Genomic DNA, 25,647 nt, shown 5'->3' on the forward strand with positions numbered 1-25,647 from the left:
CTTATTCAGCAAGGGATGTTCTATATGCCACTCATTACCAATTAAATTGTTAGATGAATAGGAGTTGGTTATGCCATGAGGAAGTCATTTGGATTGTCTAATAAACAATTAGGACTCGCTTTGATCTGTATAATAGGAGCAGTTATCCTGCTGACAGCAGCACTTTTCGAGCCGAAGCGGGCAACAGCGGAGGAGTGGATTCCGTTGAATGAGGCGGTAGAAGAGGCATTGATAAAGTTGGATAAACAAAATGAGAACATATTTTTGAATGAAAAGCCTAATCAGAATAGCACTAATACCTCATCAGCGGCTTCTGAATTAATGGATGCGGAGCCGCATCAGCCTACCGAGGCCAGTGAATCTGTTATTGTACCTGATCAAATAGTAGAAACTGCTCCGCTTGCTGAAGTGCCAGCTGCTATACCGCAGGATGATGGCAGGATCGATGTTAACCGCGCTTCGGCTGCGGAGCTTGTTACACTGAAAGGGATTGGTCCGGCTAAGGCGCAAGCTATCATTAAGGAACGAGAGGATAATGGCAAGTTTAAATCAATAGATGATTTGCTAAGAGTCAAGGGGATTGGCAAAAAAACATTGTCTAGTATTAAAGATAGCATTGTCGCAAGACCATAATTGTGAGAGAATGGAAGGAAGTGGGCTGTTTTAATAGAATCCGCTTACAATGCTAGATTTCAAATTAAATTATTTGAAGGAGTCGAGACCATGTCAGAACAACGCAAGCTTTCTCTTGACACACTATCCGTCCACGGAGGTCAACAAATCGATCCGACTACGATGTCACGCGCGGTGCCTATTTACCAAACGACATCTTACGGATTCAAAGATACAGATCATGCAGCGAACTTATTCTCCCTGCAAGAGTTCGGCAATATTTATTCGAGAATCATGAACCCGACATCGGATGTTTTTGAGAAGCGTGTAGCTGAACTTGAGGGAGCTCCTGCTGCATTGGCAGTTGCATCCGGACAATCAGCTATTACATACTCGATTCTCAATATTGCTGGCACTGGAGATGAAATTGTATCCGCAACCAGTTTATATGGAGGCACATATAATCTCTTCTCAACTACGCTGCCAAAGCTGGGCATTACAGTGAAATTCGTCGATCCATCGAATCCAGAAAATTTCCGTGCTGCGATTAACGAGCGTACGAAAGCTGTATATGCGGAAACGATCGGCAATCCAAAGGGCGATGTAATTGATCTAGAGGCTGTTGCTGCGATTGCTCACGAGCACGGTCTTCCGTTTATCGTTGACAATACGTTCCCAAGTCCTTATCTATGCCGTCCGCTTGAGCATGGCGCAGATATAGTTGTACATTCTGCTACGAAATTTATTGGCGGCCATGGTACATCTATCGGCGGCGTAATCGTAGACGGCGGTAAGTTCGACTGGAAGGCTAGCGGCAAATTCCCTGGCCTAACTGAGCCGGATCCAAGCTATAACGGCGTTGTTTATACCGATGCAGTTGGTCCAGTTGCGTACATTATTAAAGCTCGTGTGCAATTGCTTCGCGATATGGGCGCTGCTTTGTCTCCATTCAACTCCTTCCTGCTGCTTCAAGGACTTGAGACGCTTCATCTTCGGATGGAACGCCACAGCTCTAATGCACAGAAGGTAGCTGAATTTTTGGAGAGCCACGATGCAGTTGAGTGGGTTAACTATCCAGGCTTGCCAAGCCATCCTTCTTACGAGCTTGCTCAGAAATATTTGCCGAAAGGCAAAGGCGCAATCTTGACATTCGGTATCAAGGGCGGCGTTGAAGCGGGCAAGAAAGTAATCAACTCAGTAGAGCTGTTCTCGCATTTGGCTAATGTCGGCGATTCGAAGTCGCTTATCATTCATCCAGCAAGCACGACTCATTTGCAGTTGTCTGCTGAGCAGCAGACAGGTGCTGGCGTGTCGCCTGGCATGATTCGTCTGTCTATCGGAACAGAGGGAATCGAAGATATTTTGGCAGATTTAGGGCAAGCTATTGCAGCGAGTCAAGCCATTTAATTTATTTCTCACAAACACAACTAGAACAACAGATGCAGCATGAGAGAGGAAGTTGAATAGATGAACATCGAAACGATAGATGCCGTTCGCAAAGACTGGGATACGTATTTCATGGATATCGCTTATATGGTTTCAACGCGCTCGCGTTGCCCCCGCAGACATGTGGGTGCTGTTCTTGTCCAAGGCAAGAAGCTGCTCGGAACAGCCTATAACGGAGCGCCGACAGGCGTTCAGGACTGTCTGGAAGCAGGCTGTATGATTGCTGAGGAAATTGAGATGAAACTGATCGACGGGAAGGAGCAGCCTATAAAGAAGCAGCGCTGTATTCGAACGATACATGCCGAGCAAAATTTATTGCTGTTCACCGACCGGACCGATCGCGAGGGATCTACCGTATATGTAACTGATCAACCTTGCTGGACGTGTGCCAATATGCTGGCAAACAGCGGTGTTATCGAAATCGTATACCATCGCAGTTATCCGAAGGACAGCGATAAGGTCGTAAATCTGATGGTACAGAAGGGCATTATTTTTCGCTGTTTGAATCATTTCGAACCACCCGCTCAAGCACATATGGTTGTGACTTCATAATGGAAGATCGTTTATGGAATAATAGGAAATACAAGTAGAGGAGGAACCTCTGACTGCATCGCTTGATGCTGCTCAGAGGTTCTTTTTTGTGTTCGGATAGCAGAAAAGTGCAGCGTATGCTTGGGAGGGATGGATAATGAACAGGCGGCCCTTGATTTGGTTTGCTGTTTGCTGGGTTTTTGGAAGCGCTGCGGCAGCTGGTCTGAGCAGCCGCGGCGCGATGCTTGCTGCTGGCGGAGCTATGCTGCTGGCTCTGGCCGCCGTGCTGTGCAGGCGGACTTCTTGGCAGCTGGCGGCAGCCTGTGTGCTGGCGGTAGGTCTTGCCGCTGGGGAACGGATGTGGGCGGATGCCCGCAACGTAACCGAGCTGCCGGCTCTGCTCGCCGCCGCTGAGGCGGATGGACCGCGGGCGGCGTATGCAGCAGAGGCGGTCGGCACGATTGTGTCGCCGGTCAAAGTGGACGGCGACCGCGCTATTTTTCGCGTAGCGGCGAGCAGCGTTCGAGTGGAAGCAGATGGCGCGATGCGGGAGGTGCGCGAGCGCTTTATTGTGCATGTCCGGCTAGTGGAGCAGCCGGAGCAGGCTATCGCCGCAGCGTGGCAGCGCGGCGACCAAGTGCGCTTGACCGGCGAGCTGACGCGGCCGACCAGCGCATCCAATAGCGGTGGCTTCGATTACCGCCGCTATCTCAGCAGCCAGAGAATCCACTGGCTGCTCAAAGTGAAGGGCACCGCCGCCGTGTTCCAGGCGCCGGGCCCGCAATGGACCGCGGCCGCTTTGCTCGGCCGTGTGGACCAGACGCGCGGGTGGCTTGGCGCGCGTCTGGATCAACTGTACCCGTCCGAACAGTCCGGGTACATGAAAGGTCTTATCCTCGGCATGAGCGAGGATCTCCAACCCGAACAGTTCCAGCAATTTTCGCGGCTTGGCTTAACGCATATATTGGCTATTTCGGGCTTGCATGTCGCCGTATTCATGTACGTGCTTAGCGGCCTGCTGCGATTCGTACGCATGACCCGCGAACGAATACTGCTGACCCTGATGCTGGCCGTTCCTATGTACGTCCTGCTGTCCGGCGCTTCGCCTTCTGTTATTCGCGCTGGACTTATGGCTGTACTTGGGCTGCTGGCTGCTCGCATGGGCAAGTTGAAGGACGGGCTGCATCTGCTGGCTGCCGCTGCTGTGCTGATGCTGATGGTCGATCCTTTCTATTTGGAGAATGTAAGCTTTCAATTGTCATTCATCGTCACAATCGGGTTGATCGTAGGCGTATCGCCCGTTCGCAAAGCTATGCCGCGGTGGCGCAGAGGCAAGGCGCTGCTTGATTTGGCTGCCGTAACCATCGTCGCGCAGGCAGTATCTTTTCCATTAACGATTTATTATTTTAATCAATTTCATGCTTTATCGTTGATCGCTAATTTTGTGCTCGTTCCATTTATCAGCTTTTTAGTGCTTCCTATAGGTGCCGCTGCGTTAGTTATTGCGATTCCATGGGAGCAAGGAGGCATGCTTCTTGCCATTGTCTCGCATTATGCGAATGATTGGACATTTGCTTGCGTGGAATGGCTTGCTCAAGCGGATGCGCTTCGAACGATCTGGGCAACCCCGCCGCTATGGTGGGTAGCGGCTTGGCTAGCGCTGCTTGGTGCTATATTTCACGCCCTGCGTTCTTGGTCAGAGCAAAAGAGCGCGCTGCGGGCAGAAGCGGATGCCATCTCAGAGGAAACCGTACCTTTACGTGTTGAATCAGAACTTCAAACGGAACTGATGTCTTTCAGCAGTAACAGTAAGAAGCAGGGCTATCGTTTTTTCGCCCTAATTTCATTAGGTGTGTTTATGTTGTGTTATGCATATCAGCCTGATCTACTTGATAGAACAGCAAGCGTCAGCTTCATTGATGTAGGCCAAGGAGATTCTATTTATATAAGAACGCCCGGCGGGAAGCATATTTTAATAGACGGCGGCGGCACGCTCACTTATCGTAAACCGGGCGAGGAGTGGAAGGAGCGCAGTGATCCTTTTGAAGTGGGGAAAAAAGTGCTGGTCCCTTTACTTATGAAGAGAGGCGTGCGAGAAATTGATCTGCTTGTGATCTCGCATTTGGATAGTGATCATATTCGTGGGCTGCAAGCTGTTGTCGAGACGATCCCGATTCGCAGCATATGGTGGAATGGCACGGTCAAGGAGGCTAAGGATGCACAAAAGCTGTTGGCAGAGGCGGTTAAGCTTAAAATTCCTTTATATGCGGTAAGCGAAGGTATGGAGAATCGGCTCGATGGGAGGACGGAGCTTAAGGTGCTTTGGCCTTTGCCTCAGACTGCATCTGCCAATGGAGTCAGCTTACTGGAGGACCAGAATGAAAGCAGCGTAGTCATGAACATTCGAATGTATGAATCGACCTTTCTTTTCTCGGGTGATATTAATTCCACAACGGAAAGCTCTATCATTCGAAATATAAGAGGTGCTGAAGACAGTTCCGTACCTGCTGATGCCATTGCTGTTATGAAAGTTGCGCATCATGGCAGCAGATTCTCAAGCGGCGAAGAGTGGTTGGAATATTGGAATCCACAAAACGCGGTAGCATCCGTTGGAGCAAGCAACAGCTACGGGCATCCTCATCCGGATGTGCTGGCGCGACTAATGAAAGTGAAAACAAAGCTTTGGCGGACAGACCAAGACGGAGAGGTTCGTTTCAAAGTGACGGAGCAAGGAATGTTTCTTTCGAAGAGAAGAGCATGAATTTATTACATGGGCAAACGAAAAGACAGTCTACAACGATGGAAGAGAATGTAGATGTCTTTTTTGCTATACAAATAAGTATATGTCCAAGAAACGGATGCAATTGCCGTAGCTGCCGGAGAAAGCTGTTTAATCCTTTATGCTGCAAGTTGTTTTAAAGAGGCGTTTAACTGCTATTCACGTCGATTCCATTCCATCTTCGATATGGGAATGATCTCTATATACGAGGTGCAATAAATTTGGTATTCTTTAATGTGGAGCGTATCCCGCTGTTTTTGGATGAACGGTTTTATGTGGCGGATACAAATAATTACCGGCTTTTCCATACAAATAAATGTTATTTCTCTCACTGATATAAACTTTTAATCTCTTATATAGTATAAAGATTCTCTTTGTGCATGCCTCATGTGTGAGGCTAAGAAGTTGAATTTATTTTTTCCAAAAAATATTAAAGCTGTTTTTAACATTTATCTGCAACATTTATCGTAACCAGTTCGTCAGAATGGTTGCAAGAGAGGGGGATCCTTCGTGGTGGAGCCGGGCCTTATTAGACTCGCCCAATCGGGAGATCGCGATGCTTTAATCACTCTATTGCGAGAGATTGAAACGCATGTTTATCGGACAGCCTACTATATATTAAATAATGAACAAGATGCACTTGATGCCGCTCAGGAAGCGCTCATCCGCATCTATACCAAAATAGGCTCGTACGAGGAAAAAGCACAATTTAAGACATGGATTCAACGGATTGTAACTAATATTTGCATTGACAAATTTCGGAGAAATAAACCGACTGTCTCGATAGATGAGCACGACATGGTTTTCCATGAGAAACAAAACGTGGAGGACGAAGTGATGTCAGCTTATGCTGTTCAAGATATTCGTTCCGCGATCGACAAGCTTCCGGAGCATCATCGCGCAGTAGTCGTCCTTCGGTACTTACAAGATTTCTCGTACAACGAAATTGCTGATTCGCTTGATTTACCGCTTAACACCGTGAAATCTTATTTATTCAGAGCTAGGCAACAGCTGCAAACGTTACTCCATGATTATCAGAAAGGTGGTGTCCGGGGATGAATTGTCAAGAGGTGATGGAATTAATGCAAAGACAGCTAGACAACGATCTCGATGAAAACGAGAGAGAAGTCTTGATGAGCCATACGAGACAGTGTCCGGACTGTGCAGCTATGTTCGAGCGGTTAAAGCTGTTATCCGCCGAGCTTACCAGTTTGCCGAAAGTAATGCCGAGCTACAGTTTAGTAGATGCAATTATGCCGCAGCTGGAGCGAATCGAACTGCATGGACAGTATGAGGCGGCTGCGGAACCGGACTCTAGCGCGAAAGAGGATGCGCCTGAGATTCTGTCACGCCGCACGAAGCGCAGCCGTCGTTTTCCTTCTATGCGAATAATGGGCGGAGTCATTGCAGCTGGAATTGTCGCAGGACTGTTCCTCGTAACGTATCCGCCAAGTTCATCTCCTGATCTCGGTGGTTTGAAATTGTTCTCAAGCAGTGAATCCGATGCAAAGGCAGATAAAATAGCGAGCACAAGTGCACAAGATACCTATAGTTCCGCGTCGACCTCGGAAGTAAGGACGGAATCAATGATGAGAAATAATAATGATTCCAAGGCTGATGCGATGAATGACTTGGATGAATATTCATCCAAACTGGGAATGGACTCTTCTGCCCCTGGAAATCCGAACAAAGGATTGCCAGCAACCAAACCGATTGACAAAGCTTCTTCAGACAACAGCTCAAATGCGTCTGAGGGCTCGGGAAAACAAGGCTTAGTTGAGGATCCAGCTGCTGAGCTCAATCAATCGGTTTCTGGAAAAGGTTTAGCTGCATCTGATTCTTCGGTTTATTCGCTCAACGGCCAATACTATGCGCGAGCGGAAGGCTATACCATTAAAATTTACGCTGCAGCGGATCAATCTTTAAAATTCGAAACGACACGTAAAAATGGCAAACCGGCTAATCTAAGCTGGTCGGAGGATAGTGAGCAGCTCACTTATGAGGTTCAGGTCGAAAAAGGTGCCATTGAAAAATATGTTTTCGACGTATTGAGCGGCGAAGATACAAAGGCTGCCTATTAATTTCAAAGGATCTGCACACATTCATCCGCAATTGCGTATTGTATTAGCAATTAAGAATGTCTGCGATAAGCTTTAACGTCGTATGACCATTCACAGTGTGGTACCATGGACCTGCTTGTGAATGTTTATATAGATGTTCGGCAGAGGGATGAACCTATACGGCTCATCCCTTTGTTGCCGTACACTAGTATGTTGAAGAAATGAGGTGAAGAAATGGATGCTAAGGAAGCCTTAAAGGAAATTAAAGGCGGCAGATATCGTTCAATATATGTACTTTATGGAAAAGACCGTTACCGTGTGCAGCATTTCATTCAATCACTGAGTGATGCTTTATTTACGGCTGATGAACGTGAGCTTGGCATTGTGAAATTCGATACAGCCGAGACATCCATAGATGAAGCTGTGCTGGAAGCAGAGACTTTGCCATTCTTCGGTGAGCGCAAGCTTATTTTAGTTAGAGATGCGACCGTATTTGCTGCAGGCGGCAAAGAGGGCGGGAAGATTGAGCATCGCCCAGATAAGCTGCTGCAATACATGGAGAATCCATCGGAAACCTCAATCATTGTGTTTGCAGTCCATGCTGAGAAGCTGGATGAACGCAGAAAGCTGGTTAAAGCGCTGAAGGAGCGCCATTCATTAGTAGCTTTCCCTGAGCTTGACGCAGCGCAGCTGAAGCACTGGATCATCAAGCGGGCTGCCGAGCAAAGCCGCGCATTGACAGGAGAGGCTGCTGAACTGCTGCTTACGCGGACAGGAGCCAATATGCAGCAGCTGGCTCAAGAGGTGGACAAGCTTTGTCTTCATGCAGGAGCAGGCGGCACGATTGATGTGGAGACTACGGCTATGCTTACCTCGGCAACGGTTGAAGAGGATGTGTTTGCTCTGGTAGATGCTATTGCTGAGCTGCAAATAGATCGGGCTATTCGGTTGTATAGAGAACTGCTTATAAGGCGAGAGGAGCCGATTAAGATAGCGGCGCTAATTGCAAGGCAGCTTCGGATTATGCTTCAAATTAAAGAGCTGGAGCAGCATCGGTATTCTCCACAGCAAATGGCGGGACAGCTAGGGCTTCATCCTTATGCGGTCAAGCTGGCAGCAGAGAAGAGCAGGAAGTTTCAGGTTGCAAGGCTTGGCAAGCTATTAGCATCGCTTGCTGATCTTGATTACCAAATGAAAACAGGGGCGATTGAGAAATCACTTGGCCTTGAGTTGTATTTGCTTTCCCTTGGCATGGATAAGGGAGCTTAACCTGCTCCTTAGTTTGTTGTATATGTGAAATAAAAAAAGCTTCACTGCCCCGTTAGGGGAAGTGAAGCTTTTTTGTAGGCTTAAGCCTGTGCCGAAAGGGCATTTAGCTTTTTAGCAAGACGTGATTTTTTGCGGGAAGCCGCATTTTTATGAATCAGGCCTTTAGTTACTGCTTTGTCCAAAGATTTTGTTGCAGCGATTAGAGATGCTTTAGCAGCATCTACATCAGTGCCAGCAATAGCTTGGTCAGCAGATTTAACGGCCGAACGAAGTGCGGATTTTTGTGATGCATTCAAAGCACGACGCTTTTCATTTGTTTTAACGCGTTTAATCGCGGATTTAATGTTTGGCATGGAATTCACCTCCTAAACTGTTACAACGGTACACATACGTAATATATCTAGATAACACAACTTAAAATATATTATCATGCCCCTGCCCAAAAAGCAATAGCGCCTTACGCTAGAATCCGATAGCATACCTTCGGTTATGACGAACATTTGTGAGTATGAAATTGATATGTATGCAAACAATAACTTCAGAACAATTGTGAAGGGAGAATGACCAGTGCAGGAAGAGCTCGATTTACAGCAATACAATGTGAGAACGGACTTGGCCCTAGAAGCGAAGGAATTGGCTGAAGCCCCTAGAGGCGGCCCGATTCCCGGCATACAATCCGAAACGACTGAAGATAATGGTATCACGATAACTCAGCTTCATGTTCAGAATGAGCAAGGCTCGCAAGCGATAGGCAAAATGCAGGGACACTACGTTACGATCGAGGTGCCTGGCTTGCGCAATGGAGATACAGGGCTTCAGGATCGAGTAGCCACTCAGTTTGCAAAACATTTCGAAGCTTTCCTTGAGCGATTATCTATTAATAAAACGGCACGTGTATTAATCGTAGGGTTAGGAAATTGGAATGTGACACCTGACGCGCTTGGTCCTCTCGTTGTGGAGAATGTAATGGTCACACGTCATTATTTCGAACTAATGCCTGATCAGGTGGCGCCAGGCTATCGTCCGGTCAGTGCAGTTGCGCCGGGAGTACTTGGCATAACAGGGATTGAATCAAGTGAAATTGTGCACGGAATCGTTGATAAGACGAAACCAGATGTGATCATCGCGATTGATGCTCTCGCCTCGAAAGCTTTGGAGCGAGTCAACACAACCATACAAATTGCGGATACCGGCATCCATCCTGGATCGGGGATAGGCAACAAGCGCAAAGGTCTGACGAAAGAGATTCTAGGTATTCCTGTAATCGCAATAGGCGTGCCAACGGTAGTGTATGCCTCAACAATTGTTAATAACACGTTTGAAATGATGAGTAACCATTTCAATAAACAAACAGGAAACACGAATGGAATACTCGGTTTAATGAATCAGATGGAGGAAAACGAACGTCTTCAGCTTGTTAAGGAGGTTCTTAGTCCGCTCGGTCATGATTTGCTTGTTACTCCTAAGGAAATTGATGAATTTATTGAAGATATTGCTAACATTATCGCCAGCGGACTAAACGCTTCGCTGCATGATGCTGTAGACTCCAGCAATGTGGCTGCTTATACCCATTAACCATTCATGAACAACCGTCTCTTGTTTTAAATAGAGACGGTTGTATTTGATTGCGGCGAAATCTGCGTCCAATTGAAATCTATTAAAAAAACAAATCTTTCACGTTCATTCGGTTCTATGAACTCTCTTACTCTCATATTTTAATAGTAACTCAGCCAAAGGCACACAAGAAGCGGAGGTACTAAAGGGATGAAAAGAAGAATCATGCTGCTGGATGTTGGAAGAGAAAGCAAACGTCTGAGGCAGTTGTTGGTCACTGGCAGGACGTTCGCTTTGCTCTCTTTTTGTTCTATGGTTTTTTTTGTTCTGCTAGGAATAGCAGGAATGGCACATCAGCAATCAGCGTCTTCGCCAGTCAATTCCATGAAAGGTTTCGCTGCTGCTGTATCCAGCGGGTTTTTTGGGGATATGCTAGAGATGGAGATGCCTTCGTTTCAGAGCAGCATAGAAACCGATTCTTTCAATACCAAGCAAATAAGTGCGTTGCTTATAAGAGCGCTGACGGATATTAATCCGCATGATCCGAAGAGTTTGTTGGCGGGTGAATTGCCGGGTATGAGACTGAATGATGCGTTCCTCATACGCGAGGGAATAGGGACCGATACGGCAGTTGGTCCGGAGGATAATGCGCCTATCCCCTATGATCCGCTCGAAGGACTGCATACGGATATAGGAACGGATTTGTCGCCTGCGGAAACGCCAGACCATTCCGTGCAGACCGGCAAGGATGATAATAACGCTGGAACCGATAAGCCTACCACGAACGGAATGAAGGTTGCCTTCATCTATCATTCTCACAATCGGGAATCCTGGTATCCTGAGCTGACGGATCAGTCAAAGGATCCGAATTCCAGCAAAAAAAATATTACGCTTGTAGGGAAGCGGTTAGCCCAAAAACTTGAAGAGAACGGAATTGGCACTCAGCACTCTAATACGGATTATCCAACGGCAATCAAGGATTACCGCTGGGAGCTGTCTTATAAATATTCGATGAAAACCGTTAAGGAAGCCATTGCGAGCAGCAAGGATTTGAAGTTTTTCTTCGATATTCATCGCGACTCGCAGAAACGAAAATATACAACTGTTGATATTAATGGTAAAAGCTACGCGCAGGTTTATTTCATAATCGGCCATAAAAATCCGCACTGGGAAGAGAATGAGGCATTTGCTACTAAGATTCACAACGCCCTAGAGAAAAAATATCCAGGTCTTTCGCGCGGCATTTGGGGCAAGACAGCTGCATCTGGAAATGCGGAATATAACCAGTCGCTTGCAGCCGATAGTGTGCTTATCGAGGTAGGCGGCGTTGACAATACGCTGGAGGAATCATATCGAACGGCCGATGTGCTTGCAGGGGTCATATCGGATATTTATTGGGCGGATGAGAAGGTGTCGGCAACGGAAAGTAAGACCGCTAAATAACGATATTATTGATGAGAGGAAGGATACGGGTATGAGAAGGAATTCGCTCAAATGGACAGTAGTTGGAGGAGCACTCGCTATTATTATCATGTACGGTATTGAAATGTCTTCATCGGGCATTGAGCGTGTGTATGGGCCGCTAGATAGTGAGCCTTATACAGACACGGTGACACTTGAACCATCTGTCAAGGTGAATGAGCATCTTCTTGCACAGCAGAAAAAGATTGCCCAGCTGGAACGGGAGCTTGCCGAATTAAAACGCCAGTCGATACTCGCAGCTTCATCCTACGGGAATCTAACCGATGTGAACGAACGATTGCCCGGCATCCCAGTCCAAGCTGAACAGACGACTGTAAATCGAATCGCCGACTCCACATCGGGATTGCTGCAGAATATGTCAAGCGAAGGCATTAAGATGGTTGTGTCCATATTCGATGGATTGACCAAGTGATAATGAACATTGCTGGGCAACCCCTAAACTGATATAATAGGAAGAATGATTAGCATTATTGGAAATTGTGGGGGTTAGGCATGACTGACGTACGTGACCGACAAAAGAGAATTAGGAATTTTTCCATTATCGCACATATTGACCACGGAAAATCAACACTTGCCGACCGGATCTTAGAATATACGGGCGCTTTGACATCTCGTGAGATGCAGGAGCAGGTTCTTGACAAAATGGATTTGGAGCGGGAACGCGGCATTACCATTAAGCTGCAGGCGGTTCGATTAGCCTACCAGGCAGATGATGGCGTCGAGTATATACTCAATCTTATCGATACACCGGGACACGTCGATTTTACATACGAGGTTTCGCGCAGCTTGGCCGCTTGTGAAGGCGCCTTGCTCGTAGTGGATGCCGCGCAAGGAATCGAAGCACAGACGCTCGCTAACGTGTACTTGGCACTGGACAACAATCTTGAAATCGTACCTGTCATTAACAAAATTGATTTGCCGAGTGCGGAGCCTGAACGCGTGAAGCAGGAGATCGAAGATGTTATCGGACTTGATGCGAGTGATGCTGTGCTAGCCTCGGCTAAAGCAGGCATTGGCATAAAGGAAATATTGGAGCAGGTCGTCTCTAAGATGCCGGCACCGACAGGCGATCCTGATCAACCGCTAAAAGCGCTTATTTTCGATTCCCATTATGATCCGTACAAAGGCGTTATCGTTTATGTTCGTGTTATGGATGGAAGCATTAAGGCAGGCAAGAAAATTCGCTTTATGGCAACGGGAGCAGAATTCGAAGTTATAGAAGTCGGTGCTTTCATGCCGCGCATGTCCATTGTTAAAGAGCTGGCCGTTGGTGATGTAGGCTTTATCGTAGCTGGTATTAAGAACGTGAAGGATACGCGTGTCGGTGATACGGTTACGGAAGCGAAGAGACCGGCTCCAGAGCGTCTGCCTGGCTACCGTCAGATTAATCCGATGGTGTTCTGCGGACTTTATCCTATCGAGACTCAAGATTATAACGATTTGCGTGAAGCGCTTGAGAAGCTGGAGCTTAATGATGCATCGCTTCGTTACGAGCCGGAATCATCAACTGCACTGGGCTTCGGTTTCCGCTGCGGCTTCCTAGGACTGCTGCATATGGAAATTATTCAAGAGCGCATTGAGCGTGAATTTAATATTCCGCTAATTACGACTGCACCGAGTGTAATTTATAAAGTTACATTAACGAATGGCGAAACGATGGAAATCGACAACCCGTCGAATTATCCGGAAGCGAGCAAGCTTGATTATGTTGAGGAACCGTTTGTTAAAGCAGCTATTATTGTTCCAAATGATTATGTGGGAGCGATTATGGAGCTATGCCAGAACAAACGCGGTGAATTTGTTAATATGGAATATCTGGACACGAATCGTGTTACGATTACGTATCAGGTGCCGCTTTCCGAGATCGTCTATGACTTCTTTGACCAGCTGAAATCGAGCACGAAGGGCTATGCTTCCTTCGATTATGAGATTTCCGGCTATCGCAAGTCCAATTTGGTCAAGATGGATATTATGTTGAACAATGAACAAGTGGATGCCCTATCGGTTATTGTTCACCGTGACCGCGCATATCAGCGCGGTAAAGTGATTTGTGAGAAGCTGAAGGAGCTTATTCCGCGCCAAATGTTCGAGGTGCCAATTCAGGCCTCCATTGGCAACAAGATCATCTCACGTGAAACGGTTAAAGCAATGCGCAAAAACGTTCTTGCCAAATGCTACGGCGGCGATATTAGCCGGAAGCGCAAGCTGCTTGAGAAGCAGAAAGAAGGCAAGAAACGGATGAAGCAGGTAGGTAGTGTAGAAGTGCCGCAGGAAGCGTTCATGGCGGTGCTCAAAATCGGCGAGGATTAAAACGTACGAGGATGAGGGAGGGCGCAGCTCTCCCTTTTTTCTATTTAAGGAGGAACTAAGATGAGCGTTTCGCAATCACCGCGCGCTTTATATATACACATACCGTTCTGCACAAACAAGTGCCATTATTGCGATTTCACCTCCTATGTACTCAAGGGGCAGCCAGTCGATCAATATTTGGATGCTCTTGAAATGGAGATGCAGCGGACGGTTCAGGAGTGGCCGCCTGTGCAAATCGACACGGTATTTGTTGGCGGAGGTACGCCAACCGTACTGACACCTCCGCAAATGGAGCGGTTTCTAAATTCGGTTCAAAAGTATTTTCCGCTTGCGCCTCATGTTGAATTTACGATGGAAGCAAATCCGGGCACAACGGATATAGATAAGCTGGCTGCAATGAAGGCTGGCGGTGTGAATCGAATTAGCTTCGGCGTGCAATCGTTCGATAATGGCTTGCTTGAACGGATTGGACGCATTCATAATGTAGATGATGTGTACCGAAGCATAGAAAATGCAAGAGCAGTTGGCTTTACGAATCTTTCAATTGATTTGATGTTTGGTTTGCCGGGCCAAACCGTTGAGCTTCTGGCTGACAGCGTTAATCGAGCGATGGAGCTGGGGCTGCCTCATTATTCGATATATAGTTTGAAGGTTGAAGAAAATACTCTTTTCCATAAGCTTTACGAACGCAACGAGCTGCCTCTGCCTCCTGAGGAAGAGGAATTCAATATGTTCATTCTGCTAATGGATATGTTGAAAAATAATGGCTATGCGCACTATGAAATTAGTAATTTCGCGAAGCCTGGTTATGAGAGCCGACACAATTCAACGTACTGGCGCAATGAACCTTATTATGGTTTGGGGGCAGGCGCACATGGTTATGTCAATCGCCAGCGTCATGTCAATTTAAAGGGAATTACGCCCTATATTGATGCAGCTTCTCAAGAACTGCCTCGCTTAGAGATGTTTGAGGTGTCCAAGGATGAAGCGATGGAGGATTTGATGATGGTCGGTCTTCGCCTGCTTGAAGGTGTTCCAGCCTCGCGTTTCTCTGATCAATTCGAAGGTGCTAAGCTAGAGGATAAATTTGGTGATGTGATTGCCAAATTACTGAAGGATGGCCTGCTGGAATCTCGTAAAACGGATCAGGATACAATCTATCGTCTAACCGATAAAGGCGTCCTGCTGGGCAATGAGGTATTCGGATCGTTTATCGGATATAACGGCTAAAATACTATTGAGATAAAATCCGTTTTGTTGTATATTTATTCATATTGATTGAATAAATTGCACCGAGTGGAGGCGAAAACGCATATGCAGGCCGTAGAAGTAAAGTGTAGGAAGGCAACAGCCGATGATGCTGAGATGTTGTACCAGCTAATCAAAGGATATGCCGAGAAGGGTGTCATGCTGCCTCGCACTCGGGAAGCGCTCGTATATATGATAGATTCTTTTATCGTTGCCGAGATTGGAGAAGAGGTTGTCGGCTGCGGGTCTCTTACCATACTGGGCAAGGAATTAGTTGAAATTAGATCACTCGGTATGTCTGAAGGCTATAAAGGGCTTGGGATTGGAAGCAAGCTGGTTGATGCGCTGATCGAACAGGCGCGGCAGCTGAAGATTCCCAAAATTATGGCGTTGACGTATGCCGTATCCTTCTTCGAGAAAAATGGCTTCAAGGTTGTAGACAAAGAGATTTTTCCGGAAAAGGTTTGGAAGGATTGTGTTAATTGTCCGAAGCAGCTTGCTTGCGATGAAATAGCCGTACTGAAAATGCTCGACTAAACAATAGGCTTCTAGGCTTCTAGGCTGTGAACTTTGCAGCAGGAGCCTTTATTTATTTGCCTGGAATACAATTTAAAATATGAAAAAAATGTGGCAACTGTCAAAAACCAAGCGAATGTAATGAAATAGGTGAGTTAAAAATGCCAAACCGACTTGACAATCAACAAGCTGGTTTGGTATTTTTGTATTAATGATTAGCACTCGATTGTGTTGAGTGCTAACGATGGTCAAACGAGATAACGGGATTTCAAAAAATAGTAGGAGGAATTCGAATGCTTACGGAACGACAACGGATGATATTGCACGCAATAGTGGATGATTATATTCGCTCGGCTGAACCAGTCGGTTCACGAAGTATTTCGAAGCGCGGCGATGTGGGCTTCAGCCCGGCTACCATTCGTAACGAAATGGCAGATCTAGAGGAGCTAGGCTTTCTAGAACAACCGCACACGTCGGCAGGACGTGTACCTTCGACTAAAGGGTACCGTTATTATGTGGACCATTTAGTAAAGCTAAGTGAAGTGGACAAGAACGACATTGACACTGTTCGCTCGTTCGTAACGGACAAGATGAACCATATGGAGCAAGTTATTCAGCAAACGGCCATGATTCTTTCCAACTTGACGAATTATACGTCGATTCTGCTTGGACCGGAAATGTTCAGCACATCGCTTAAGCATTTTGGCCTTGTGCCGCTCGACCAAACCTCGGCTGTAGCCATTATTGTGACGAATACCGGACATGTTGAGAATCGTACAATCTCGATTCCAGCCGGCGTCCAAATGGATGATATGGAGAAGGTCGTTAATATTCTGAATACGAAGCTTGTCGGTGTTCCGTTAGTTCGCCTGCGCTCGAAGCTTTACGCTGAAGTTGGGCAAGAGCTTGAAAGGCATGTTGATCATTATGAACAGCTGCTTCAGGTGCTTGATCACGCACTGCAAAACGAAGATGAGCATCGGATCTTCCTTGGCGGTACGACAAACATGTTGACACAGCCTGAGTTCAAGGATGTTGACAAAGTAAAAACGATTTTGGATTTGCTTGACGAGACGCCAGAAATAATGAAAATGTTTACCGGTCTGCCTTCGGGTATACAAGTACGTATCGGAACAGAAAATAACAATAAAGCAATAAGTGATTGCAGTCTTATAACAGCAACCTATGCAATTGATGGACGATCACTTGGGACAATTGGTATTTTAGGTCCGACGAGGATGGAATACGGAAAAGTTATCAGTCTATTGGATCTCATGTCCAAGGATATGGCAGTCCTGCTGGGACGCTGGTATAAATAGCAAGCTGAGGAGGTGAGTGCATGAGTACGAAGGGGCATCATAATGAAGCAGCGGAAGCTGTGGAAGAAGTGGTTGCTGCTGAACAAGCAGAGCAGGCTACAGAAGAAACGACAGACGAAGTAATAGAAGTAGATACGCGTTATGCGGAGCTCGAGAAGCTGGCTGGAGAAAATGAACAGCGTTACTTACGTGCACAAGCGGATTTCGATAATTTCCGCCGACGTACGATGAAAGAAAAAGAAGAACTCGGACAGTATGCATCGATGAAATTGATTAACCAACTGCTTCCGGTGGTAGATAACTTTGAGAGAGCTGTTGCCGCAGCTTCCGTTAACGGAGATTTTGATTCGCTCGCTAAAGGCGTAGATATGATTTTTCGTCAACTGGAAGGAACGCTGGAATCAGAAGGCCTTAAAGCTATGAACGTTGTAGGCGAACCGTTTAACCCTGATTTCCACCAAGCTATTATGCAGGTCGAATCCGACGAGTATGAAGAAGGCATCATAGTTGAGGAAGTTCAGAAGGGCTATATGTTGAAAGATAAGGTATTGCGCCCGGCAATGGTTAAAGTAAGCGGCTAAGCTTTTGAAATAACATTTCTGAATGGGAATGAAAAAGCAACACTTAAAAAATATTAGGAGGAACTAAGCGATGAGTAAAGTAATTGGTATTGACCTTGGTACAACAAACTCTTGCGTAGCAGTAATGGAGGGCGGCGAAGCCGTCGTTATCCCAAACCCGGAAGGCAACCGTACAACACCTTCTGTAGTAGGCTTTAAAAAAGATGGCGAGCGTGTAGTTGGTGAAACAGCTAAACGTCAAGCGATCACGAACCCGGACCGTACAATCAGCTCCATTAAACGTCATATTGGTACAAACTATAAAGAAAATATCGACGGCAAAGATTATACACCAGAAGAAATTTCTGCAATTATTTTGCAAAAACTGAAATCCGATGCAGAAGCTTATCTCGGCCAAACGGTAACTCAAGCCGTTATCACGGTTCCTGCTTACTTCAATGACAGCCAACGCCAAGCAACTAAAGATGCTGGTAAAATCGCTGGTCTTGAAGTGCTCCGTATCGTTAACGAGCCAACTGCAGCTGCTCTAGCATACGGCCTGGAGAAAACAGAAGATCAAACTATTCTTGTTTATGACCTTGGCGGCGGTACGTTTGACGTATCCATTCTTGAGCTTGGCGATGGCTTCTTCGAAGTTAAAGCTACAAGCGGTGACAACAAACTCGGCGGCGATGATTTTGACCAAATCGTAATTGATCACATCGTTGCTGAATTCAAGAAAGAGCAAGGTGTTGACCTTTCGAAAGATAAATCGGCTGTTCAACGTTTGAAGGATGCTGCGGAGAAAGCGAAAAAAGAACTTTCCGGCACATTAACTTCAGCTATTTCCCTTCCATTTATTACAATGGTAGACGGAGTTCCTCAGCATTTGGAGCTTAGCCTTACTCGCGCTAAATTTGATGAGCTTACAGCTGGTCTTGTAGAGCGTACGCTTGGACCAACTCGTCAAGCGCTTAGCGATGCTGGCATGTCACCGAGTGATATTGATAAAGTCGTTCTTGTTGGTGGATCAACTCGTATTCCAGCCGTTCAAGAAGCTGTCAAAAAATTGATCGGCAAAGATCCGCATAAAGGCGTTAACCCGGATGAGGTTGTTTCTCTAGGAGCTGCTGTTCAAGCGGGTGTATTGACAGGCGAAGTGAAAGACGTTGTATTGCTTGACGTAACGCCATTGTCGCTAGGTATCGAAACAGCTGGCGGCGTGTTTACAAAAATGATCGAGCGCAACACAACAATTCCTACGAGCAAATCACAAGTGTATTCCACTTATGCTGATAACCAACCAGGCGTTGAGATCCACGTTCTGCAAGGTGAGCGCTCCATGGCAGCGGGCAACAAAACGCTTGGCCGCTTCACGTTGAATGATATTCCTCTTGCACCGCGTGGCGTACCGCAAATCGAGGTTACTTTCGATATCGATGCGAACGGAATTGTTAATGTTTCTGCTCTTGATAAAGGAACAGGCAAGAGCCAAAAAATTACAATCACTTCTTCAAGCGGCTTAAGCGATGCAGAAGTTGAACAAATGATGAAAGATGCTGAGCTGAACGCTGAGGAAGATCGCAAACGCCGTGATCTAGTAGAAGCGAAAAATAGCGCAGACCAATTAGTTTATTCGGTTGATAAAACGATTAAAGATTTGGGCGATAAAGTAGATGCTGGCGAAATTGAAAAAGCAAATGCAGCGAAAGAGAAAGTAGTGGCTGCTCTTGCAACTGACGATTTGGAGCAAATCAATAAAGCTGCTGAAGAGCTGACAGAAATCGTTCAACAGCTTTCCGTTAAGCTTTATGAGCAAGCAGCGCAATCAGCTGAAGGCGCAGAGCAAGAAGCTGGCAATGCAAAAGGTAAAGACAACGTAGTCGATGCCGATTACGAAGTGGTTGACGATAACAAATAAAGTGTAGCGGGCGAGAGGTCAAAGACAGGCGCTACCTGGCTTTGACCTCCTTTCGCGCGCATATGCGCATGAAATCATAGGATAGATAGCGGAGGTGAGAACAGGTGGCAAGTAAACGTGATTATTATGAGGTGCTTGGAGTAAGCAAGGAAGCATCGGCGGAAGATATAAAGAAGTCGTATCGTAAGCTGGCTCGCCAGTATCATCCGGACGTAAACAAAGCGGATGATGCGGAAACGAAATTTAAGGAAGTTAAAGAAGCGTATGACGTGCTTAGTGATGACGGCAAACGCTCAACCTATGACCGGTTCGGTCATGTTGATCCCAATCAAGGCATGGGCGGAGGCGGCGGTCAAGATTTTGGCGGCGGCTTTGGTGATATTTTTGATATGTTTTTCGGTGGCGGAGGCGGTCGTCGCGATCCTAACGCGCCGCAGCGCGGGAATGACTTACAATATACGATGACCGTTGAGTTTAAGGAAGCCGTATTTGGCAAAGAAACTGAAATCACGATTCCACGCACAGAAACCTGTGACACCTGTCACGGCGATGGTGCGAAGCCGGGTACGAAACCGGAAACGTGTACAGTTTGTAAGGGAAGCGGGCAGCAGGAGGTTGTTCAAAATACGCCATTTGGCCGTATGGTTAACCGCCGTGCTTGTACGAACTGCAGCGGTACCGGCCGTGTCATAAAAGAAAAATGCGGAACATGTCATGGCGCTGGAAAAGTGAAGCGTCAACGCAAAATATCCGTTCGAATTCCGGCGGGCGTGGATGACGGCGCTCAAATCCGTATGTCCGGCGAAGGCGAAGGCGGACTACGCGGAGGACCTGCAGGCGATTTGTATATTGTTATTCGCGTGAAATCTCATGAGTTCTTTGAGCGTGAAGGCGATGATATTTATTGCGAAGTTCCGCTAACGTTCGTACAAGCGGCGCTTGGAGACGAAATTGAGATTCCAACTCTTACAGAGAAGATTAAGCTGAAGGTGCCGTCAGGAACACAAACAGGTACCTACTTTAGACTTAAAGGCAAAGGTGTTCCTAAGCTGCGCGGTTATGGTCAAGGAGATCAGCATGTGAAGGTAACAATCGTAACGCCGACTAGCTTAACGGAAGACCAGAAGGAGCTGCTCCGTCAGTTTGGCGGATTGCGCGGTGATTCTACGACTTCGAATGAAACTGAACATCATGAATCTATATTCAACAAAATGAAAAAGGCGTTCCGTGGTGAATAACCCGGCACGTCTTTTTTTTGTTTGCACACTGAATAGTTTGCAGCGGACAAACACATTCTATTCGGGTACAATCCAATACCATACCATACAACTGGAGGGGACAACACAATGGCTGATAAAGTTAATTTGGAGAAAACAAATTTTGCACAGCTTCCTGTAGCCAAGAATGAGGACGTTGAATTTTCGGAAGAGCTAGCAGACGAAGCTGACCGCAAGGCAGCGCAGCGTGCTGCCGCTGCAGATGAGCGAAACGAGCAGAACTAGCGGCGGAAATAGCCATTAGTTTTGCTTTGTAGAGCTTTAGGAGGATCAGAAATGAGTTTGGTTGAGATACAAGCGATGTTTAAAGGGGAGGACGCTGCCCAGGAGGCTTGGCGCAAGCTTCAAGCGCTGCGCGCATTTGAGGTGAGCGGTCTTCCTGAGAGCAGCTCCTTTACAGCCACTGTAGATGAAGCAATCGCGGAACGTGCGATTCATCTTATACATCAAGTTGGCGGAGACACGAGCATGACATCCGATTAACCAAAAGAGCTTGCAGGCCAAATGCCTGCAAGCTCTTTTTGCTGCATGTAGACGCGCGAATTTGATGTCTTGGAAACATGAAGAGTGATTTGTGCTTTTTTTTGTGTAAAGGTGCTACTCTGGTGTACAATAGAGGTTAGGTTTTTTAAAATTTCCCGTCAGATGACGGCGACGGCTATAAAGCTTGTCATTGGAGGATCATACATATGAAATGGAACGAACTAACAATCATAACAACTGAAGAGGCGCAAGAAATGATTTCGAATTTCCTGCATGAAATGGGAGCCGGAGGCGTATCCATTGAAGAATCGGGTACAACCAATAAAAAGCGTGATACATCGTTTGGGCAATGGTATGAAATTGCTTTTAATGATATACCGGAAGGCGCTGCCGTTATTAAAGGTTATTTTACAGACGATACCGATGCAGATGCGATGATTGAAGCGTTGAAGCCGCGTGTAGAGCAGCTAAGAGAATTTGATATAGACCCAGGCAACGTGGAATATTCCGCGGTACTCGTTGATGACGAGGATTGGGCTGACGCATGGAAGCAGTATTTTAAGCCTATTCGGGTATCCAATACGCTTACAATTAAACCTACCTGGGAGGAATACGAAGCCGGACCGGATGAGCGCATTATCGAGCTTGACCCTGGGATGGCCTTTGGAACAGGAACGCACCCGACGACTGCTTTATGCTTAAGGACGCTTGAATCTGTCGTAACCGGCGGAGAAGAGATGATCGATGTAGGAACAGGCTCAGGCATATTAGCAATAGGTGCTTGTCTATTAGGCGTTAAAAGTGTATTGGCACTGGATTTAGATCCTGTAGCGGTTTCGAGCGCTGCAGAAAACGTTGCGCTTAACGGACTGTCGGATCAAGTTGAGGTCAAGCTTAGCGATCTGCTGGGCGTGCTCAATGAAGGCGTATCAGACAATGCAGCAGCTTTGAAGGTATCAGTGCCGGTTGATCTCGTAGTTGCCAATATTTTGGCGGAGGTTATATTATTGTTCGTTGACGATGTATATGCTTCTCTAAAACCAAATGGTTTATATATCGCTTCGGGAGTTTACGAGAATAAAGAGTCTGTTGTAGAGCAAGGATTGCTCCAGGCAGGATTTGAACTAGTCGAGAAGCATCGCGATGAGGAATGGATTGCATTCGTAGCGAGAAAGCCGAAGGTGGACTAATGGATTTACAGAGGTTTGTCAGATTTCCTTTAGAGGATTTGCCATTCGTAGTATTGGCTCTGATTATCGCATTCACTGTGCATGAGTTTGCCCATGCGTACAGCGCTTATAAATTTGGAGATGATACAGCATATAAGGCTGGACGCGTTACTCTTAATCCTCGCGTCCATTTAGATATACTGGGGACACTCCTTATTCTCATTGCGGGTTTTGGCTGGGCGAAGCCAGTACCCGTTAATCCGAGCAAATTCAGCAGTCCGAGGCTGATGAGCATTATTGTAACTGCGGTTGGGCCTCTAAGCAATCTATTGATGGGTATCATAGGCGCATTCATTTTTGTAGGCTTGGATGTTTCTGGACTTCTGGAAGCCGGATCTATAGGTGTTACAGCAGCCTTGGAACGATTCTTTACTTATTTCATCACGTACAACTTTTTGTTGTTTATCTTCAACCTCATTCCGCTTCCGCCGCTTGATGGGTATCGTATCATAGCGGATCTTATGCCGCTCAAGGTGCGTTACAAGATGGATCAAAATGTGCAATGGGGCATGATTATTTTTTTACTTATCGTATTTATTCCGCCTCTTCGCGAGGTAACTTTAGATCCTGTCCTCTCCTTGGTGGGCGTCTTAACAAAAAATACGATGTTAACAGCGTATAATCTCTTTTTATGAGTATAGCTGGACATTTCTTCGATATGACGCTAGTCTTTTTGGCTAAGCAGAGAACGGCTGGCAATGGTTTTTCATAGATTTTTCAGCTTGAAACATGGTAATATGAAGGATGGAATTTGTTTAAGGGTGGTTGGACAACAACGATGCAACGATATTTTATAACGGCGGAGCAGTTCGGCGACTCCGATATCCGTTTATTAGGCGAGGATGCGCATCATGCGCTGCGAGTTATGCGCACGAAGCCGGGTGATAAGTTTATTGTCAGTGACGGACAGGCGCGTACGGCGCTGGTTGCTGTTCGTGAAGCAGCTGCTGAAGGGATAACAGCAGATATAATCGAGATGCTGCCAATGGACAGCGAGCCTAATTGGTCTGTTACTATTGCACAGAGCTTGCCGAAAGGCGATAAGATGGAGCTTGTTATACAGAAAGGGACGGAAATTGGAGCTTATGCATTTGTCCCATTCGAGTCCGAGCGAATGATTGTGCAATACGACGGCAAGAAGGAAGCAAAGCGATTGGAACGCTGGAGCAAAATAGCGAAGGAAGCAGCGGAGCAATCGCACCGCAGCCGCATCCCGAGCATTCAGGCGCTGCATAGCTGGCGGGAGCTCATGAAATCTGTAGATACTTATGATTTGGCTCTTTTCTGCTATGAACGCGAGGGTGATGCCGCACACGGCAAAGGTGTGCGTACAGCTGTGCGTGAATGGGCTTTGCAATCTGGAGCAATTGATTCGCCCAGTATCCTGCTCATTGTCGGATCAGAGGGCGGCTTCACGGAACGTGAAGCAAGCGAGGCTGAAGCTGCTGGCGCTGTTTTGGTCGGCTTAGGCAAACGAATATTACGAACGGAAACAGCAGGGATCGTAGGATTGACCTGCTTACTATATGAATCCGGTGAAATGGGAGGAGCGTGACCACTATGCCAACGGTCGCATTTTATACACTAGGCTGCAAAGTTAACTTCTATGATACAGAAGCGATATGGCAGTTGTTCAAAAACGAAGGCTACGAGCAGGTCGATTTCGAATCGACTGCGGATGTTTATTTGATTAATACATGTACGGTAACGAATACGGGAGATAAGAAAAGCCGTCAAATTATTAGACGCGCGGTTCGCCGTAATCCAGATGCCGTCATTGCGGTAACGGGCTGTTATGCGCAGACATCTCCTGCTGAAATTATGGCGATTGAAGGTGTAGATCTCGTTATCGGCACGCAGGATCGCGAGAAAATTATGTCTTTCGTAAATGGAATTCAGGAAGATCGCAAGCCGGTTAATGCGGTTCGCAACATCATGAAAACGCGAGATTTCGAAGAGCTTGATGTACCTGACTTTTCCGAGCGCACACGCGCCTTCCTGAAAATCCAAGAAGGCTGCAACAACTTCTGCACATTCTGTATTATTCCATGGTCACGCGGTCTTTCCCGCAGCCGTGCACCGCAAAGCGTGCTGGAGCAGGCCAAGCAGCTGGTCGCTTCCGGTTATAAGGAAATCGTATTGACCGGTATCCATACAGGCGGCTATGGCGACGATATGGAAAACTACAATTTAACGAGCTTATTGTGGGATTTGGACAAGGTGGAGGGGCTTGAGCGGATTCGGATCAGCTCCATCGAAGCAAGTCAAATTGACGATGCGATGATTGATGTGCTGAATCGTTCCAGCAAAATGTGCCGTCACCTGCATATCCCGCTGCAAGCAGGCGAGGATTCCGTATTGAAACGGATGCGTCGTAAATATACAACGGAAGAGTACGCAGCCAAAATCAAAAGACTTCATGAAGCGATGCCGGGTGTAGCAATCACGACAGACGTAATCGTTGGTTTCCCAGGGGAAACAGAAGAAATGTTCGAGAGCGGCTTCCGCTTTATGGAGGAGTTGAAATTTGCGGAAATGCATGTATTTCCGTACTCCAAACGAACAGGAACACCGGCAGCGCGGATGGACGAGCAGGTTGATGAGGAAATTAAAAATGAACGCGTCCATAAGCTGATTGATTTGTCTGAGAAGATGCAGCTTCAGTATGCGAAGCAGTATGTTGGGCAAGTGCTCGATGTTATTCCGGAACGGGATTATAAGGGAGCTCCGGGTACAGGACTTGTCATGGGGTATACCGACAACTATATTCAAGTTGTATTTAACGGTACAGAATCATTGATTGGCAAATTATGCCGTGTCAAAATTACAGAAGCCGGCGTCAATGAATGTCGCGCGACACTAGTTCGTGTTCTTGATGATCATCCTTCGCAGGAAGTACACACATTTGTACTCGAACGTCCTGAGGCAATACAGGCATAAATGAAGTTTTAACGAATGCGAGGGATTCCTTTACTTATCAATTCCTATTATGGAAAAGATGGAGGAATCCTTTGTTGCATATACTAATCATTAAACATGGCAAGGAGGGAG

Annotated in this window: 24 protein-coding genes; 23 read left to right on the top strand and 1 reads right to left on the bottom strand. The window is 46.6% G+C overall.

Going from position 1 to position 25,647, the window contains the following annotated elements; genetic code table 11:
• Positions 1-75 precede the first annotated feature (75 nt).
• From CEF13_RS10310 to holA, 7 genes are all read left to right on the top strand, one after another.
• Complete coding sequence (locus CEF13_RS10310) at positions 76-633, top strand: ComEA family DNA-binding protein (protein WP_102710595.1); 558 nt, start codon at positions 76-78, stop codon at positions 631-633.
• A gap of 90 nt (positions 634-723) precedes the next feature.
• Positions 724-2,019 (top strand): homocysteine synthase, encoded by a 1,296-nt coding sequence (locus tag CEF13_RS10315; RefSeq protein ID WP_102710596.1) that lies wholly within the window; start codon positions 724-726, stop codon positions 2,017-2,019.
• A gap of 60 nt (positions 2,020-2,079) precedes the next feature.
• A complete protein-coding gene (locus CEF13_RS10320) occupies positions 2,080-2,610 on the top strand; it encodes a deoxycytidylate deaminase (RefSeq protein ID WP_102710597.1) in 531 nt (176 codons plus the stop codon).
• A 136-nt stretch (positions 2,611-2,746) separates the two neighbouring features.
• Positions 2,747-5,350 (top strand): DNA internalization-related competence protein ComEC/Rec2, encoded by a 2,604-nt coding sequence (locus CEF13_RS10325; protein WP_102710598.1) that lies wholly within the window; start codon positions 2,747-2,749, stop codon positions 5,348-5,350.
• A gap of 528 nt (positions 5,351-5,878) precedes the next feature.
• Entirely contained in the window at positions 5,879-6,427 is a 549-nt protein-coding gene (locus CEF13_RS10330; RefSeq protein WP_102710599.1) for an RNA polymerase sigma factor, read from the top strand.
• Positions 6,424-7,449 (top strand): anti-sigma factor family protein, encoded by a 1,026-nt coding sequence (locus CEF13_RS10335; protein ID WP_102710600.1) that lies wholly within the window; start codon positions 6,424-6,426, stop codon positions 7,447-7,449. The genes CEF13_RS10330 and CEF13_RS10335 overlap by 4 nt, the downstream gene beginning before the upstream one ends.
• Before the next feature lie 213 nt (positions 7,450-7,662).
• The gene (gene holA / locus CEF13_RS10340; protein WP_102710601.1) at positions 7,663-8,697 is read left to right on the top strand and encodes a DNA polymerase III subunit delta; all 1,035 of its coding nucleotides are present in this window, start codon (positions 7,663-7,665) and stop codon (positions 8,695-8,697) included.
• An 80-nt stretch (positions 8,698-8,777) separates the two neighbouring features.
• On the opposite strand, the gene rpsT is transcribed toward holA, so the two are convergent.
• Complete coding sequence (gene rpsT, locus CEF13_RS10345; RefSeq protein ID WP_102710602.1) at positions 8,778-9,050, bottom strand: 30S ribosomal protein S20; 273 nt, start codon at positions 9,048-9,050, stop codon at positions 8,778-8,780.
• A 214-nt stretch (positions 9,051-9,264) separates the two neighbouring features.
• On the opposite strand from rpsT, the gene gpr reads away from it, so the two are divergent.
• The 16 genes from gpr (at position 9,265) to mtaB (ending at position 25,536) form a co-directional block, all read left to right on the top strand.
• Positions 9,265-10,272, top strand: a complete 1,008-nt coding sequence (gene gpr / locus CEF13_RS10350) for a GPR endopeptidase (protein ID WP_102710603.1) — start codon at positions 9,265-9,267, stop codon at positions 10,270-10,272.
• A gap of 189 nt (positions 10,273-10,461) precedes the next feature.
• Positions 10,462-11,694, top strand: coding sequence for a stage II sporulation protein P (gene spoIIP, locus CEF13_RS10355; protein WP_102710604.1), 1,233 nt, complete (start codon positions 10,462-10,464; stop codon positions 11,692-11,694).
• 31 nt (positions 11,695-11,725) lie between these two features.
• Positions 11,726-12,145 carry a hypothetical protein gene (locus CEF13_RS10360; protein ID WP_102710605.1) on the top strand — a complete coding sequence of 140 codons (420 nt, stop codon included), beginning with the start codon at positions 11,726-11,728 and terminating at the stop codon, positions 12,143-12,145.
• Positions 12,146-12,225: 80 nt separating this feature from the next.
• Complete coding sequence (lepA, locus tag CEF13_RS10365; RefSeq protein WP_102710606.1) at positions 12,226-14,043, top strand: translation elongation factor 4; 1,818 nt, start codon at positions 12,226-12,228, stop codon at positions 14,041-14,043.
• 60 nt (positions 14,044-14,103) lie between these two features.
• Positions 14,104-15,273 carry a radical SAM family heme chaperone HemW gene (hemW, locus tag CEF13_RS10370; RefSeq protein WP_102710607.1) on the top strand — a complete coding sequence of 390 codons (1,170 nt, stop codon included), beginning with the start codon at positions 14,104-14,106 and terminating at the stop codon, positions 15,271-15,273.
• Positions 15,274-15,357: 84 nt separating this feature from the next.
• Positions 15,358-15,828: an N-acetyltransferase gene (locus tag CEF13_RS10375; protein WP_102710608.1), complete on the top strand. Its 471-nt coding sequence runs from the start codon at positions 15,358-15,360 to the stop codon at positions 15,826-15,828.
• A gap of 272 nt (positions 15,829-16,100) precedes the next feature.
• Complete coding sequence (gene hrcA, locus CEF13_RS10380) at positions 16,101-17,126, top strand: heat-inducible transcriptional repressor HrcA (RefSeq protein WP_102710609.1); 1,026 nt, start codon at positions 16,101-16,103, stop codon at positions 17,124-17,126.
• A 20-nt stretch (positions 17,127-17,146) separates the two neighbouring features.
• A complete protein-coding gene (grpE, locus tag CEF13_RS10385) occupies positions 17,147-17,707 on the top strand; it encodes a nucleotide exchange factor GrpE (RefSeq protein WP_102710610.1) in 561 nt (186 codons plus the stop codon).
• Between the two features lie 70 nt (positions 17,708-17,777).
• Positions 17,778-19,607 (top strand): molecular chaperone DnaK, encoded by a 1,830-nt coding sequence (gene dnaK, locus CEF13_RS10390; protein ID WP_102710611.1) that lies wholly within the window; start codon positions 17,778-17,780, stop codon positions 19,605-19,607.
• A 104-nt stretch (positions 19,608-19,711) separates the two neighbouring features.
• Positions 19,712-20,845 carry a molecular chaperone DnaJ gene (dnaJ, locus tag CEF13_RS10395; RefSeq protein ID WP_102710612.1) on the top strand — a complete coding sequence of 378 codons (1,134 nt, stop codon included), beginning with the start codon at positions 19,712-19,714 and terminating at the stop codon, positions 20,843-20,845.
• Positions 20,846-20,953: 108 nt separating this feature from the next.
• Positions 20,954-21,109: a YfhD family protein gene (locus tag CEF13_RS10400; protein WP_102710613.1), complete on the top strand. Its 156-nt coding sequence runs from the start codon at positions 20,954-20,956 to the stop codon at positions 21,107-21,109.
• Positions 21,110-21,160: 51 nt separating this feature from the next.
• Complete coding sequence (locus tag CEF13_RS10405; protein ID WP_102710614.1) at positions 21,161-21,367, top strand: hypothetical protein; 207 nt, start codon at positions 21,161-21,163, stop codon at positions 21,365-21,367.
• Between the two features lie 206 nt (positions 21,368-21,573).
• Positions 21,574-22,557: a 50S ribosomal protein L11 methyltransferase gene (gene prmA, locus CEF13_RS10410; RefSeq protein ID WP_102710615.1), complete on the top strand. Its 984-nt coding sequence runs from the start codon at positions 21,574-21,576 to the stop codon at positions 22,555-22,557.
• Positions 22,557-23,231: a site-2 protease family protein gene (locus CEF13_RS10415; RefSeq protein ID WP_102710616.1), complete on the top strand. Its 675-nt coding sequence runs from the start codon at positions 22,557-22,559 to the stop codon at positions 23,229-23,231. Before prmA ends, CEF13_RS10415 begins: the two co-directional genes overlap by 1 nt.
• 143 nt (positions 23,232-23,374) lie before the next feature.
• Positions 23,375-24,151, top strand: coding sequence for an RsmE family RNA methyltransferase (locus CEF13_RS10420; protein WP_102716328.1), 777 nt, complete (start codon positions 23,375-23,377; stop codon positions 24,149-24,151).
• A 5-nt stretch (positions 24,152-24,156) separates the two neighbouring features.
• Entirely contained in the window at positions 24,157-25,536 is a 1,380-nt protein-coding gene (gene mtaB, locus CEF13_RS10425) for a tRNA (N(6)-L-threonylcarbamoyladenosine(37)-C(2))-methylthiotransferase MtaB (protein ID WP_102710617.1), read from the top strand.
• The last annotated feature ends 111 nt before the right edge of the window (positions 25,537-25,647 follow it).

It is taken from the genome of Paenibacillus castaneae (genome assembly GCF_002884445.1).
In the GTDB taxonomy this organism is placed as follows: domain Bacteria; phylum Bacillota; class Bacilli; order Paenibacillales; family Paenibacillaceae; genus Pristimantibacillus; species Pristimantibacillus castaneae.

Excerpts from the sequence above, each read along its gene's own strand:
- CEF13_RS10310 (WP_102710595.1), top strand. The coding sequence starts at position 76 with ATGAGGAAGTCATTTGGATTGTCTAATAAACAATTAGGACTCGCTTTG.
- CEF13_RS10315 (WP_102710596.1), top strand. The coding sequence starts at position 724 with ATGTCAGAACAACGCAAGCTTTCTCTTGACACACTATCCGTCCACGGA.
- CEF13_RS10320 (WP_102710597.1), top strand. The coding sequence starts at position 2,080 with ATGAACATCGAAACGATAGATGCCGTTCGCAAAGACTGGGATACGTAT.
- CEF13_RS10325 (WP_102710598.1), top strand. The coding sequence starts at position 2,747 with ATGAACAGGCGGCCCTTGATTTGGTTTGCTGTTTGCTGGGTTTTTGGA.
- CEF13_RS10335 (WP_102710600.1), top strand. The coding sequence starts at position 6,424 with ATGAATTGTCAAGAGGTGATGGAATTAATGCAAAGACAGCTAGACAAC.
- holA (WP_102710601.1), top strand. The coding sequence starts at position 7,663 with ATGGATGCTAAGGAAGCCTTAAAGGAAATTAAAGGCGGCAGATATCGT.
- rpsT (WP_102710602.1), bottom strand. The coding sequence starts at position 9,050 with ATGCCAAACATTAAATCCGCGATTAAACGCGTTAAAACAAATGAAAAG.
- spoIIP (WP_102710604.1), top strand. The coding sequence starts at position 10,462 with ATGAAAAGAAGAATCATGCTGCTGGATGTTGGAAGAGAAAGCAAACGT.
- CEF13_RS10360 (WP_102710605.1), top strand. The coding sequence starts at position 11,726 with ATGAGAAGGAATTCGCTCAAATGGACAGTAGTTGGAGGAGCACTCGCT.
- lepA (WP_102710606.1), top strand. The coding sequence starts at position 12,226 with ATGACTGACGTACGTGACCGACAAAAGAGAATTAGGAATTTTTCCATT.
- hemW (WP_102710607.1), top strand. The coding sequence starts at position 14,104 with ATGAGCGTTTCGCAATCACCGCGCGCTTTATATATACACATACCGTTC.
- CEF13_RS10375 (WP_102710608.1), top strand. The coding sequence starts at position 15,358 with ATGCAGGCCGTAGAAGTAAAGTGTAGGAAGGCAACAGCCGATGATGCT.
- hrcA (WP_102710609.1), top strand. The coding sequence starts at position 16,101 with ATGCTTACGGAACGACAACGGATGATATTGCACGCAATAGTGGATGAT.
- grpE (WP_102710610.1), top strand. The coding sequence starts at position 17,147 with ATGAGTACGAAGGGGCATCATAATGAAGCAGCGGAAGCTGTGGAAGAA.
- dnaK (WP_102710611.1), top strand. The coding sequence starts at position 17,778 with ATGAGTAAAGTAATTGGTATTGACCTTGGTACAACAAACTCTTGCGTA.
- CEF13_RS10400 (WP_102710613.1), top strand. The coding sequence starts at position 20,954 with ATGGCTGATAAAGTTAATTTGGAGAAAACAAATTTTGCACAGCTTCCT.
- CEF13_RS10405 (WP_102710614.1), top strand. The coding sequence starts at position 21,161 with ATGAGTTTGGTTGAGATACAAGCGATGTTTAAAGGGGAGGACGCTGCC.
- prmA (WP_102710615.1), top strand. The coding sequence starts at position 21,574 with ATGAAATGGAACGAACTAACAATCATAACAACTGAAGAGGCGCAAGAA.
- CEF13_RS10415 (WP_102710616.1), top strand. The coding sequence starts at position 22,557 with ATGGATTTACAGAGGTTTGTCAGATTTCCTTTAGAGGATTTGCCATTC.
- CEF13_RS10420 (WP_102716328.1), top strand. The coding sequence starts at position 23,375 with ATGCAACGATATTTTATAACGGCGGAGCAGTTCGGCGACTCCGATATC.
- mtaB (WP_102710617.1), top strand. The coding sequence starts at position 24,157 with ATGCCAACGGTCGCATTTTATACACTAGGCTGCAAAGTTAACTTCTAT.